Origin of the sequence: Chromobacterium sinusclupearum (genome assembly GCF_002902845.1) — a bacterium.
In the GTDB taxonomy this organism is placed as follows: Bacteria; Pseudomonadota; Gammaproteobacteria; order Burkholderiales; family Chromobacteriaceae; genus Chromobacterium; species Chromobacterium sinusclupearum.
In genome coordinates, this window is sequence record NZ_PPTF01000030.1 from 1 (window position 1) to 11,742 (window position 11,742).

The window sequence follows — 11,742 nt, forward strand, 5'->3', positions numbered from 1 at the left end:
TGCTGGTGTCGAAACCCTTGTCCTCCGTGGTGCTGCCGATCAGGATTTCGCCGTTGTCTTTCTGCGCGATGTAGCAGTCGCTGGTGGTGATGCAGCCGCGCAGCAGCTTGGGCATTTTTTCGGACAGCACGATCTGGCCCTTGACCGGCTTGACTGGGATGGTGCGGCCAGTGGCCCAGCGCGACAGTTCGGCGGCCCAGGAGCCGCCGGCATTGATCAGCGTGTGGCAGGAAAAGTCTCCCGCTTCGGCGGTGCGCACGCCGGTGACGCGGCTGCCCTGGCGGACGACGTCGGTGACGTTGACATTGAAAAACACGTCCGCGCCGTTCTGCCGCGCGGCTTCGGTGTAGGCGTCGGTCAGGCGGAAGGGATTGATCTGGTGGTCGCACAGGAATTCCAGCGCGCCCTGTGCCTCTTCGCTGACGTATGGCTCATGCTCGCGCAGCTGGGCGCGGTCCAGCCAGCGCATTTGGCTGGACAGATGGGGAATCTGGGCGGCGATGTGCTCGGCGTAGAGCTGGTCTTCCTCGTCGTAAATGATGTACTTGAGCCCGGTTTCCTCAAACTTGAAGTCCGTGCCGTGGTTTGCCATCAGTTCCTGATGCAGCATGGGATAGAGCGCGTTAGAGGCCAGCGCGAAGTCGAAGAAGCTCTGCGGCAGGATGTGCGGCGTGGTGGCATCCACCGCCATCGCCGCGCCTGTGGCTTCCCGCTTGTGTTTGGCCGAGGTCATGCGGAAGAAGATCACGCCGCAGCCCAGGCCTACCGATTCGCCTATCGCCCACAGGCCGCCGGCGGAGGCGCGGGAAGCGTTGCCGGGGCGCTTGCTGTCGATCAGCGCGATCTTCAGGTCGCGGTTCTTGGACAGCTGGTAGGCGCAGGAGGCGCCGATCACGCCGCCGCCGGCGATCACGATGTCGTATTGCTTGCTCATGTCAAACCTTCTCTGTCTGTTGGGCGTCGATTGCGGAGAACGCGGAGAACGGCAGCGGGTCCAGCGGAAAGCGCGGACGGATCCAGCCCACATCGTGCTTGCCCGTGTGCTCGCGCAGGCGGTCGCTGCAATACCCGACGCACATCTTGCCCTGGCAGTCTCCCATGCTGACCCGGGTGCGCATCTTCAGGCTGATCAGGTCGTTGACGCCCTGTTCCAGCGCGGTGTCGATATCCTGGCGCGTGGCATGCTCGCAGCGGCAGATCACGGTGTCGGGGGTGGGCAGCGCCAATTGGCCGAGGCCGCGCCGGGTGAAGCTGTCTATGCCCTTGCGGAAGCGCAGGAGGGACGCCAGCTCGCTCAGGCAAGCCTGGCGCTGGCTTTGCGCTTGCTGCTCGTCCAGTTTGCCGAGTTGGCGCAGCATGGATAGCGCGGCGATGCGGCCGGAAAGCATGGCCGCTTCTCCCCCCCGCAGGCCGCCGATGTCGCCGGCCAGATGGATGTTGTCGCGACTGCTGCGCTGCCAGTCGTCGTTGACGGGCTTCAGGTAGCCATCCTCGGCGTAATGGTGCGCCAGGTCCATCTGCTGGGTCAGCTGGGTACGCGGAATGAAGCCGTAGCCTACCGCCAGCGTTTGCGCGGGGAAGCGGCGCGCGCCGGTCAGATCGGCGCGCCAGTCGGCGTCATACGGCGCGACCGTCACCTCGTTCAGCTCGGCATCGCCATGCGCTTCCACCACACCCCAGCCGTAATGCAGCGGAATGCCGTGACGCTTCAGATAGGCCACCATGCTCAAGCCATCCAGGAATAGCTGCGGCTGGTTGAGCAGGGCCAGCGCTTCTTTAGCCAGCCGGCCGAAGGCGCTGGCCTCGTAAACGCCGGCGACTTCCGCGCCGGCGCGATGCAGTTGGCAAGCCACCAGCGGCAGCAGCGGGCCGGTGCCTACCAGAACGGTGCGTCCCAGCGGCTTGACGACGCCGCTCTTGATCTGCAATTGCAGGCCGCCCAGCATGATCACGCCGGGCAGGGTCCAGCCGGGGAAGGGCACGCTGCGTTCGTGGCAGCCGGCGGCCAGCAGCAGTTGCGAATAAGGAATGGGTTGTACCAGGTTTTCTTCCGTGAGCGCGAAGAGTTGGCTGGCATCGCCGCCGACGATGCGCGTGTTCAGGCGGATGTCGATCTGCGGGCGGAATTGCTCGAATTCGCGGTGCAGCGCCTGCATGTTGTCGCGGTAGCGTTCGCCCAGATAGTCCAGCACTACGCCCTGGCGCAGCGGGCCGCGGTAGACCACGCCGCCCAGGCGTGAAGCCTCGTCCAACAGCATGCTAGGCACGCCGTGGCGGGCCAGCGTCATGGCGGCCGACATGCCGGCCGGTCCTCCGCCGACGATCACGGGTTTGGCGCTCATTTCAGACCCTCCGTATCGAAGCGGTTGCTGGCGGTTTCTACCCGCATTCCGGGCTGTACCAAGGTCTGGCAGGCGCGCCGCTTGTGGCGGCCGTCTATGCGTACCTGGCAGCAATGGCAGACGCCCATTCCGCAATAGGAGCCGGCGATCTGTTGATTGTCATTGCGGCTGAGCCGGCGCAGGCCGATCGCGTTCAGCACGCTGAGCACGGTTTCTCCAGGGGCGGCGGCAACCGCTTCTTCGTTGATGTGTATGGTTAGTGTCTGGCCTTGCAGGGCCTGGATGTCATGATTGCGGTTTAGAGCCATGAAACACCTTGCTGAATGGAAGATTTGGCGGGTGTGTTTGTATCTGCATGCGCCGGGAGGCCCGCCCATCCTTTCCCGCCATGCTTTAGCCGTTCGCCCATGGGCTGGGCTTTTATTGAATGCAAATAATTATGACATGTGGAAATTAACTTAATTTGAATAAATTTTTATCATTGTCTGAATTTTATTCATTTAACAAAAATCAAATTTTGAATTCATATCCATCAGAAAATGACAGTTATCCAAACTGTCTGTTACTTTTTCCATACGGTCTGTTTATGTGAATTTGGCGGGATTATTAATAAAACTTCATACAACAGCCTTTTTTAGAAATTTCTATTTAAAACAAATATGCTCTCGGCGCGGGATGGCTACAAACGCTTACATGCGGAAACCTAAAGCGTGCTGAAAGCACAGGGGACGGATGTCATGCTGTGATCAGCAGGAGTGTGGTTCGGACTCCGGAAAAATCGAGAAGACAGATTCCCAAGGAGATGCAAGGTGGAATGGAAGAAGCAGGGCGTCAAATGGATGGCCTTGGTGCTGGCGGCCGCCAGCCTCAGCGCGTGCGTGGTGACGCCGCCGCGCGCCCAGATGGTGTATCAGCCGGCGTCGGTGCGCCTGGACCTGCCGCGCGAATGGCGTCCAGCGGAGCACCCGTATTATCTGCATGCGATGAGCGATTTGCGTCAGGCGCGGGCTTATCTGGCGCGGCCGGATTATCCGCAGATCGCCGATGACGAGCGCCGCGCGGTAGGCGAGATCGATGCCGCGCTGAACGAGATGCAACGCGCCGCGATTGAAGACGGCAAAGACCCCTGGCGCTATGAGCAGCCGGACGCGCGCATGAGCCCAACCGACCGCTTCCACAAGGCGCTGGAGCTGCTGGATGCCGCCCGCCGCGACGCCAGCCATCAGGAAGACGATCCGTGGGTGCGCGATCTGCAGCATCGCATCCTTCACCACATAGACGGCGCGCACCGTGCCGTGCAGCAGGCTATCAACGACGCCCTGCGCTAAGCCGGCGAAAGTTTAAGAATAATTCGAGGAGACAATCATGAAACTGCGTGGAATTCTGACGGTCCTGGTTTTTGCCGCTGCCGGCAACGCCATATTGAGCGTCCCTGCCTTGGCCGATGGCTGGCGCGAGGGAGATCCGTGGAACTGGCAGCAGCACCAATGGCATCCGGAGGAACACCCGTACTATCTGCACGCGATGAGCGATTTGCGTCAGGCGCGCGATCTGCTGGCCAGGCCGGACTACCCGCAAGTCATGGATGACGAGCGCCATGCTGTCGATGAGATAAACAAGGCGATGCGCAAGATGCGCGACGCGGCCATCGACGACGGCAAGGACATCTACGACCGCATGCCGCCGGATGCCCGCTGGCGGCCGGAAGACCGCTTCCACCAGGCCAAGGAGCTGCTGGCCAAGGCCCGCCAGGATGCGACCCATCGCGAGGACGATCCGTATCTGCGTTCGCTGCAGCGCGACATCGTCCATCATATTGATGAGGCCCAGCGCGCCATTGATCAGGCAATCAACGACGCATTGCGCTGAGTCTCGCCTGCCGCCGGTGTGACGCCGGATAGGGCTTGCGCTACCATCAGGCAAGATTAAGCCAGATGGAGTATGCAATGAGCCGAATCCTGGTGCTCTACACCGGTGGTACCATAGGCATGGACCACACCCCCGAAGGCCTGGCTCCCGTGCCGGGCCTGCTGCCGCGCCTGCTGCAGCGTTTCGAACGTCCCGGGCTGGAATTCCACATCGTTGAATTCGCGCAGCTGATCGACTCCTCCGCCATCACCCCGCGTCAATGGAACGAGATCATCGACGCCTTGGTCTCGCGCTATGCGCAATACGACGGCTTCGTTGTGATCCACGGCACCGATACCATGGCCTATACCGCCAGCGTGCTGGCCTTCGCCCTGCAGGGCTTGGCCAAGCCGGTGGTGCTGACCGGCGCCCAGTTGCCGCTGGTTCATCCGCGCTCGGACGGCTGGGCCAATCTGGCCGACGCCTTCGAGGCAGCCTGCCAGGCTGATCTGCATGAAGTCGCCATCGCTTTCAACCGCCTGCTGCTGCGCGGCTGCCGCGCCCGCAAGCTGGACGCCGAACGATTTGACGGCTTCAACAGCCCTAATGCCGAGCCTCTGGCCGAGTTCGCCATCCATGCTCATTGGCGGCGAGATCGCTGGCTCAAGCAGGACGACGGATGGCGGCCGCAACGGGTCAATGAAGAACTGAAGCTGGCCGCGTTGATGCTGACCCCGGGCTATGGCAGCGCATGGGCCGGGCGCGCCTTGCAAAGCGGGGAGCTGGATGGCGCCATCCTGTTGAGCTATGGCAGCGGCAATGCCCCCGCCGATCCCGCGCTGCTGGACGGCATTGCGGCGATGGCGGCGCGCGGTTGCCCGGTGTTGACCTTGACCCAGGTGGTGAAGGGCGCGGTGGAGGTGGGCGCTTATGCCGCCAGCCAGCCGCTGGCGCGAGCCGGCGCGCTGCCGGGAGCGGATCTGACGCCGGAGGCGGCGCTGGCCAAGCTGCATGTGCTGTTGTCGGCGGCGCCGTCCGCCGCGGCGCTGCGCGAGGCGCTGGCTTGCTCCTTGCGTGGCGAGATCACCCTGTAAGGCGTGGCGGGTGTTGAAGCCAGGCTGCCTAAAAAACAGGCAGCATTTTTTCATGCTTGGCATTCAAGGACTTGCCGCGCTTGTCCACAGCGCTTCCACATTTCTCTGCACCGGAGATGTGGGCAACGGCCCTATTGAGGGGGAGGCGGCGAGGTGGCCGCGCGTACTGCGGTTTGCCTAAAAAATAGTCATCCGGGCATGGGTGAAGCAAAATCAGCCACTTGCGCTGTTTGTCCACAATCGGCGCACAGGATTGTGTACTGTAGGTGGGGATTTCTCTGGATGGGCGAGAAGTCGAATTTGCCTAAAAAATAGGCGGCCAGGTTTTTCCTTTGGATTTCATCGGCTTGCTCAAGCTATCCACAGCGGGTCCACACAACGCCTCACTTGAACTGGGGGAAAAGTTCCCGCTTGATTAAAAAATAGACGGGTGGGCAAATGTCTTATTCCATCAAGGCGTTGCCTGCCTTTTCCACAGCCGGCCCACAGCGCTGTCCCCGTCTATTGTGAAAAACGCGGAAAGCCTTTGCCGTCGCGGTATAATGGTGGGCTTGGCCGAGCGATGGCCGGCGCGTCCTGCCGGCGGCTTGGCGCGGACGCGAGGGCAATGCGGCAACAATATGGCGACAAGCCGATCCGGGTGGCGATAGTCGGACCGGAATCCAGCGGCAAGAGCACATTGGCGGAAGATCTGGCGCGCCGTTTGCGCGAGCAAGGGTGGGCGGCGACATGGGTGGAGGAGTATTCCCGGGCCTATTACGCCGATAAGCCCTACGTCTCCACACCGGCCGACATCGAGGCGATCGCCGCCGGCCAGCTGGCGGCGGAGGGCGCGGCGGCGGCGGTCAGCCGCATCCTGCTGTGCGACACTACGGTGCTGACCTGCAAGATCTGGGCGGAGGTGGCCCACGGCGCGGCTTCGGCGCAGCTGTTGGCCTTGTACCGGCCGCACGATTACGACTTGACGCTGTTGGCCTGCCCGGACATTCCCTGGCAGCCTGATCCATTGCGCAGCCACCCCACCCAGCGCGACTGGCTGCTGGAGCTGCATAGGCAGGAACTGGCGCGGCAGGGCATCCAAGCGGTGGAATTGCGCGGCGCGCGCGAGCCGCGGCTGGCGCGGGCGCTGCAGGCGGTCTTGGCTTTGCTGGCTGCTTAAAAAATAATCAGAGGCGAAACGGGCAGCAAAAACAGCGGCTTGCCGCGCTTGTCCACAGCGCCTCCACAAGATTGTTCGCCGCGAGCGTGGATAGCCCGGCGTGGCTGCCTAAAAAATGGGCGGCAAGAAAAACATCAGACAGATTAAGGGCTTGGCGGCCTTGTCCACAGGCCGCTCACAAGCCTGTCCAGAATGAGTGTGAAAAAATGAAAGAAACCTTCAAGCTGGCCAGCGAATACATCGCGCTGTGCGACCTGCTCAAGGCCTGCAACGTCTGCCATTCCGGCGGCGCCGCCAAGCATTTCATCGGCGAGGGCAATGTGCGGGTGGATGGGCAGGTGGAGCTGCGCAAAACCTGCAAGATCCGCGCCGGTCAGCAAGTCAGCGGCGATGGCTTCACCATCGTGGTCGAGGCCGCCTGACATGGCAGACCCGGCTGACATCAGGCCGGAGCCGCCGTTCGAGGTCAGCGACGACATGTGCTGCGGCAGCGGCTGCGAGCCGTGCATCCTGGACCTTCACCAGCAGGCGCTGCGCGAGTACCGCGCCCGGCTGGCGGCCTGGGAGCAGCGGCAGGCCGCCCCGCAGGCCGGAGGAGAATACGATGGTCGGCATTGACCTGCATTTTCATTCCCGCACCTCGGACGGCGCGCTGACGCCGACCGAGGTGATAGACCGCGCCGCCTTGCGCCAGCCGGCGCTATTGGCGTTGACCGACCACGATTGCACCGGCGGCTTGGCCGAGGCCGCCGCGGCCGCGGCCAGGCATGGCATAGGCTTTTTGAACGGCGTCGAGATTTCGGTGAGCTGGGGCCGCCACACGGTGCATATCGTCGGGCTGGGGGTCGATCCTGAAAACGCCGCGCTGGCTGCCGGGCTGCAAAGCATACGCGACGGTCGGCTGGAGCGGGCGCGGCAGATGGCGGACTCGCTGGCCGCTGCCGGCATCGCCGGTTGCCTCGAGGGCGCCATGCGCTGGTGCGACAATCCGGAAATGATCAGCCGCACCCACTTCGCCCGCCATCTGGTGGATTGCGGCGCGGTCAAGGACGTGCGCACCGTGTTTCGCAAGTATCTGACGCCGGGCAAACCGGGCTACGTGGCCCACGAATGGGCCAGCCTGGAAGACGCCGTGGGCTGGATCGTCGGCGCCGGCGGCATGGCGGCCATCGCCCATCCCGGCCGCTACGACATGGGCCGCACCCTGATCGAACGGCTGATCCTGGACTTCAAGGCCGCAGGCGGGCAGGGCATAGAAGTGGCCAGCGGCAGCCATAGCCTGGACGATATGCACAAATTCGCGCTGCACGCGGACCGGCACGAGTTGTTCGCCAGCAGCGGCAGCGATTTCCACGCGCCGGGCGAGGGCGGCCGCGACGTCGGCCACACCGAGGATCTGCCGCCTATCTGCCGGCCGATCTGGCGCGAGCTGGATGCGCGCGTCTTGCGTCCGGCGGCGACACGACAAGGATAAGAACATGGCGCAATTTTTTGTGATTCACCCCGATAATCCGCAGGCCAGGCTGATCCGCGAGGCGGTGAAGATCCTGCGCGAAGGCGGCGTGATCGTCTATCCCACCGACTCCTGTTACGCGCTGGGCTGCATGCTGGGCGACAAGGCGGCGCTGGAGCGCATCCTGGAGATTCGCGGCGTGGACCTCAAGCAGCGGATGATGACGCTGGTGTGCCATGATCTGTCCGAACTGGCCAATTACGCCAAGGTGGACAACGGCCAGTTCCGCGTGCTGAAGTCCACCACCCCGGGCAGCTATACCTTCATTCTGCAGGCCACGCGCGAGGTGCCGCGCCGCACGCTGCACCCCAAGCGTTCAACCATAGGCCTGAGAGTGCCGGACCATAAAGTGGCGCTGGCCTTGCTGGAAGAGCTGGGCGAACCCATATTGTCCTGTACGCTGCTGCTGCCCGGCGACGTCGAACCGCTGTCCGATCCGTACGAAATCCGCGAGCGGCTGGAGCATGCGGTGGATGCGGTGATAGACGGCGGCTGGTGCGGCACCGAGCCGACCACCGTGATCGACATGACCGACGGCATGGAGCTGGTGCGCCAGGGCAAGGGTCCGCTGGCGCCGTTTGGTCTGTAACCCCATTGCAATAGGAAATCATGCAGTCCCTTTCCCTGATTCAACAACTGGCGGTGTCCATTCTTCCCATCCTGTTCGCCATCACCATTCCGGCCGGCGCGCAGGCTTTCATGGCGGATTATCTGGGCGACCGCACCGCCTACATGACCGGCCGCCGAACCTTCAGCCCGCTGGCCCACATTGACCCCATCGGCTCCATCGCGTTGCCGTTGGCCGGCGTGGCCATGGGCGGCTTCATCATAGGCTGGCCCAAGTCGCTGCAATTCAATCCCGGCGCCATGCGCAAGCCGCGCAGCGCGCTGGCCAAGGTGGCGGTAGTGACGCCGCTGGCCAATCTGGTGATGGCGTTGCTGTGGGCCGGGGTGGCGGTGGCCGCCGACCATCTGTCGGTCTACTTCGGCGAGCCGCTGCAACTGATGGCGCTGATCGGCATCAAGGTCAATGTGGCGCTGATGATCTTCACTTTGATCCCGCTGCCGCCGCTGCCGGGCGGCATCATTGTGCAGGCCTTGCTGCCGGCGCGCGCCGCCTGGCAGTTCTCCAAGGTGGAGCGCTACAGCTTCTGGATACTGCTATTGCTGATGTTCAGCGGCATTCTGGGCAAGGTGCTGTTGCCGCTGGTGCAGGCCATCGTATTGCTGATTGTCGGCGCGGTGCTGTGAGCGCCGTTAAGCAAATGAACAGGCCGCGCACGCGCGGCCGGATAGACAAGGAGTGGGGATGGATCTCGACCTGATGGTGCAGCGTGTCGCCATTTATGCCTTGCCGGTGCTGCTGGCGATCACCATGCATGAGGCGGCGCACGCGTATGCGGCTCGCCGTTTTGGCGACAGCACGGCTTATATGATGGGCCGGATGACGCTGAACCCGCTGAAACACATCGACCCGGTGGGCACGGTGCTGCTGCCGCTGTTGACCTTGTGGATGGGCGGTTTCGTGTTCGGCTGGGCCAAGCCGGTGCCGGTGAACTTCGGCGCGCTGCGCAAGCCGCGCCAGCACAGCCGCTGGGTGGCCGCCGCCGGGCCGGCCGCCAATTTCGCCATGACCATAGGCTGGACGCTGCTGCTGAAGCTGGCGCTGCATACCGACAATGCCTACACCGAGCCGCTGCTGCTGATGAGCAAGGCCGGCATCGCCATCAATATCTCGCTGATGCTGCTGAACCTGCTGCCCATCCTGCCGCTGGACGGCGGCCGCATCGTGGAGAGCCTGCTGCCGCCGGGCACGGCCTGGAAGTATTCCCAGACCGAGCGTTACGGCATGTGGATACTGCTGCTGCTGATCGCCACCGGTTTGCTGGGCACCATCCTGCAACCGTTTTACCAGTTGATGTATCATCTGCTGCAACTGTTTTTCTAGAACCCTGCGCGGGCCAGGCCGCCGGATGGTGCAGGCGGCTTTTGCTTTCCCGCGGCCAATCGAGAGCACAATAATATGTCCGCCAACCGCATCCTTTCCGGCATGCGCCCCACCGGCAGCCTGCACCTTGGTCACTACCATGGCGTGATCAAGAACTGGGTGGAACTGCAGCATCATCACGAATGCTTCTTCATGGTGGCCGACTGGCACGCGCTGACGACCAATTTCGACGACGTCTCCATCATCGGCAAGTCGATCAACGAAATGGTGATCGACTGGCTGGCTTCCGGCGTCGATCCGGAAAAGGCCACCATCTTCGTGCAGTCCAAAGTGCCGCAGCACGCGGAGCTGCACCTGGCCTTGTCCATGGTGACGCCCCTGGGCTGGCTGGAGCGGGTGCCCACCTACAAGGACCAGCTGGAGAAGCTGAGCCACAAAGACCTGACCACTTACGGCTTCCTCGGCTACCCGCTGCTGCAGGCGGCGGACATCCTGGTGTACAAGGCCGGCATGGTGCCGGTGGGCGAGGATCAGGTGCCGCACATCGAGCTGACGCGCGAAGTGGCGCGCCGCTTCAACCACATGTTCGGCCGCGAGCCCAATTTCGAGGAGCTGGCCCGCGCCGCCGTCAAGAAAATCGGCAAGAGCGGCAAGCTGTTCGAGCAGCTGCGCAACCGCTATCTGCAGGACGGCGAGGTGGAGGCCCTGGCGCAGGCGCGCGACATCCTGGCCGCCAGCCAGAACCTGGGCAACGCCGACCGCGAACGCTTGTTCGGCTGGCTGGAAAACAAGGGCAAGAGCATCCTGTCCGAGTGCGAGGCCAAGCTGACCGCCGCCTCCAAGATGCCGGGCCTGGATGGCCAGAAGATGTCCAAGTCTTACGGCAACACCATCACCATGCGCGAAGCGCCGGAAACGGTGAGCAAGAAAATCCGCGGCATGCCGACCGATCCGGCGCGCGTGCGGCGCACCGATCCGGGCACCCCATCCAAATGCCCGGTGTGGCAGCTGCATGAGGTGTACAGCGACGGCGCAACCAAGGAATGGGTCAAGGCGGGCTGTACCAGCGCCGGCATCGGCTGTCTGGATTGCAAGCAGCCGGTGATCGACGCCGTCGTGCGCGAGCAGCAGCCGATGTTCGAGCGCGCCGAGAAATACCTGGCCAATCCCAAGCTGGTCACGGAAATCCTGGCCGACGGCAATGCCCGCGCCGAGAAAGTGGCGCGTGAAACCATGGGCGAGGTGCGCGCGGCGATGGGCTTGGGCTACTGAGCCGGCGGCTCTGGTCTTGATGCCGGTTTGCGCCGTCCGCTGGACGGCGCCCGGCTCAGTTTTGTTGCAGCAGCTCCGACACCTCGCGCACGACTTGCACCACATCGCGCGCGCCGCTGCGGATTTCCTGAATCGCGCCGCGCGCCTGGTCGGCCAGCTGCAGGCTGTTGTCGGCCAGCGTCTGCATCTGTTGCATCGCCTCGATCGCCGAGCGGGAGTCGTCCTGAATGCTCTTGACGATGCCGGAAATCTCCCCGGTGGACTGGCTGGTGCGTTCCGCCAATTTTCTCACTTCATCCGCCACCACGGCGAAGCCGCGGCCCATCTCGCCGGCGCGCGCCGCCTCGATCGCCGCGTTCAGCGCCAAGAGATTGGTCTGATCGGCGATGTCGCTGATGGTGTCCACGATGCTGCCGATCTGCGTGGAGCTGTCGCCCAGCTTGGCCAGGATGCCGGACGAGGTTTCCACGCTGCCGGCCACCCGGTTGATTTCGCTGGCGGCCTGTTCCAGCACCGATGAGCCTTGAATCGACAGCTGTTCGGTGTTCTGCGAGGCCTCTACCGCG

At 63.4% G+C, this 11,742-nt stretch carries 14 protein-coding genes and 1 pseudogene; 11 read left to right on the forward strand and 4 right to left on the reverse strand.

Annotation, left to right across the window (positions count from 1 at the left end):
- From hcnC to hcnA, 3 genes are all read right to left on the reverse strand, one after another.
- On the reverse strand, positions 1 to 934 hold a 934-nt coding region (gene hcnC, locus C2134_RS08675), incomplete at its 3' end, for a cyanide-forming glycine dehydrogenase subunit HcnC (protein ID WP_103319254.1).
- Between the two features lies 1 nt (position 935).
- Positions 936 to 2,342, reverse strand: coding sequence for an FAD/NAD(P)-dependent oxidoreductase (locus C2134_RS08680; protein ID WP_103319256.1), 1,407 nt, complete (start codon positions 2,340 to 2,342; stop codon positions 936 to 938).
- Positions 2,339 to 2,650, reverse strand: a complete 312-nt coding sequence (hcnA, locus tag C2134_RS08685; protein ID WP_103319258.1) for a cyanide-forming glycine dehydrogenase subunit HcnA — start codon at positions 2,648 to 2,650, stop codon at positions 2,339 to 2,341. Before hcnA ends, C2134_RS08680 begins: the two co-directional genes overlap by 4 nt.
- Positions 2,651 to 3,151: 501 nt before the next feature.
- Here hcnA and C2134_RS08690 point away from each other — a divergent pair.
- The 11 genes from C2134_RS08690 to C2134_RS08740 all read left to right on the forward strand — a co-directional run bounded on the left by C2134_RS08690 (position 3,152) and on the right by C2134_RS08740 (position 11,176).
- Positions 3,152 to 3,670 (forward strand): hypothetical protein, encoded by a 519-nt coding sequence (locus C2134_RS08690; protein WP_103319261.1) that lies wholly within the window; start codon positions 3,152 to 3,154, stop codon positions 3,668 to 3,670.
- Positions 3,671 to 3,707: 37 nt separating this feature from the next.
- Positions 3,708 to 4,211, forward strand: coding sequence for a hypothetical protein (locus C2134_RS08695; RefSeq protein WP_103319263.1), 504 nt, complete (start codon positions 3,708 to 3,710; stop codon positions 4,209 to 4,211).
- Between the two features lie 77 nt (positions 4,212 to 4,288).
- Complete coding sequence (locus C2134_RS08700; protein ID WP_103319265.1) at positions 4,289 to 5,284, forward strand: asparaginase; 996 nt, start codon at positions 4,289 to 4,291, stop codon at positions 5,282 to 5,284.
- 607 nt (positions 5,285 to 5,891) lie between these two features.
- Positions 5,892 to 6,443, forward strand: a complete 552-nt coding sequence (locus C2134_RS08705) for an AAA family ATPase (RefSeq protein WP_103319266.1) — start codon at positions 5,892 to 5,894, stop codon at positions 6,441 to 6,443.
- A gap of 206 nt (positions 6,444 to 6,649) precedes the next feature.
- Complete coding sequence (locus C2134_RS08710; RefSeq protein ID WP_103319268.1) at positions 6,650 to 6,865, forward strand: RNA-binding S4 domain-containing protein; 216 nt, start codon at positions 6,650 to 6,652, stop codon at positions 6,863 to 6,865.
- Between the two features lies 1 nt (position 6,866).
- Positions 6,867 to 7,061 carry an oxidoreductase-like domain-containing protein gene (locus C2134_RS08715; protein WP_103319270.1) on the forward strand — a complete coding sequence of 65 codons (195 nt, stop codon included), beginning with the start codon at positions 6,867 to 6,869 and terminating at the stop codon, positions 7,059 to 7,061.
- Positions 7,048 to 7,917, forward strand: coding sequence for a 3',5'-nucleoside bisphosphate phosphatase (locus C2134_RS08720; RefSeq protein WP_103319272.1), 870 nt, complete (start codon positions 7,048 to 7,050; stop codon positions 7,915 to 7,917). The genes C2134_RS08715 and C2134_RS08720 overlap by 14 nt, the downstream gene beginning before the upstream one ends.
- Before the next feature lie 4 nt (positions 7,918 to 7,921).
- Positions 7,922 to 8,545: an L-threonylcarbamoyladenylate synthase gene (locus tag C2134_RS08725; protein ID WP_103319273.1), complete on the forward strand. Its 624-nt coding sequence runs from the start codon at positions 7,922 to 7,924 to the stop codon at positions 8,543 to 8,545.
- 20 nt (positions 8,546 to 8,565) lie between these two features.
- Entirely contained in the window at positions 8,566 to 9,207 is a 642-nt protein-coding gene (locus C2134_RS08730; protein WP_103319275.1) for a site-2 protease family protein, read from the forward strand.
- A 58-nt stretch (positions 9,208 to 9,265) separates the two neighbouring features.
- Positions 9,266 to 9,904, forward strand: coding sequence for a site-2 protease family protein (locus tag C2134_RS08735; protein ID WP_103319276.1), 639 nt, complete (start codon positions 9,266 to 9,268; stop codon positions 9,902 to 9,904).
- A 75-nt stretch (positions 9,905 to 9,979) separates the two neighbouring features.
- Positions 9,980 to 11,176, forward strand: a complete 1,197-nt coding sequence (locus C2134_RS08740; protein WP_103319278.1) for a tryptophan--tRNA ligase — start codon at positions 9,980 to 9,982, stop codon at positions 11,174 to 11,176.
- Positions 11,177 to 11,231: 55 nt separating this feature from the next.
- Here the strand turns inward: C2134_RS08740 and C2134_RS22220 are convergent.
- A pseudogene (locus C2134_RS22220) lies at positions 11,232 to 11,576 on the reverse strand (methyl-accepting chemotaxis protein); the annotation flags it as partial.
- Positions 11,577 to 11,742: the final 166 nt, after the last annotated feature.

Coding starts and splice junctions, on each gene's coding strand:
- C2134_RS08735 (WP_103319276.1), top strand. CDS start 9,266: ATGGATCTCGACCTGATGGTGCAGCGTGTCGCCATTTATGCCTTGCCG.
- hcnA (WP_103319258.1), bottom strand. CDS start 2,650: ATGGCTCTAAACCGCAATCATGACATCCAGGCCCTGCAAGGCCAGACA.
- C2134_RS08720 (WP_103319272.1), top strand. CDS start 7,048: ATGGTCGGCATTGACCTGCATTTTCATTCCCGCACCTCGGACGGCGCG.
- C2134_RS08725 (WP_103319273.1), top strand. CDS start 7,922: ATGGCGCAATTTTTTGTGATTCACCCCGATAATCCGCAGGCCAGGCTG.
- C2134_RS08710 (WP_103319268.1), top strand. CDS start 6,650: ATGAAAGAAACCTTCAAGCTGGCCAGCGAATACATCGCGCTGTGCGAC.
- C2134_RS08695 (WP_103319263.1), top strand. CDS start 3,708: ATGAAACTGCGTGGAATTCTGACGGTCCTGGTTTTTGCCGCTGCCGGC.
- C2134_RS08705 (WP_103319266.1), top strand. CDS start 5,892: ATGCGGCAACAATATGGCGACAAGCCGATCCGGGTGGCGATAGTCGGA.
- C2134_RS08715 (WP_103319270.1), top strand. CDS start 6,867: ATGGCAGACCCGGCTGACATCAGGCCGGAGCCGCCGTTCGAGGTCAGC.
- C2134_RS08730 (WP_103319275.1), top strand. CDS start 8,566: ATGCAGTCCCTTTCCCTGATTCAACAACTGGCGGTGTCCATTCTTCCC.
- C2134_RS08700 (WP_103319265.1), top strand. CDS start 4,289: ATGAGCCGAATCCTGGTGCTCTACACCGGTGGTACCATAGGCATGGAC.
- C2134_RS08740 (WP_103319278.1), top strand. CDS start 9,980: ATGTCCGCCAACCGCATCCTTTCCGGCATGCGCCCCACCGGCAGCCTG.
- C2134_RS08680 (WP_103319256.1), bottom strand. CDS start 2,342: ATGAGCGCCAAACCCGTGATCGTCGGCGGAGGACCGGCCGGCATGTCG.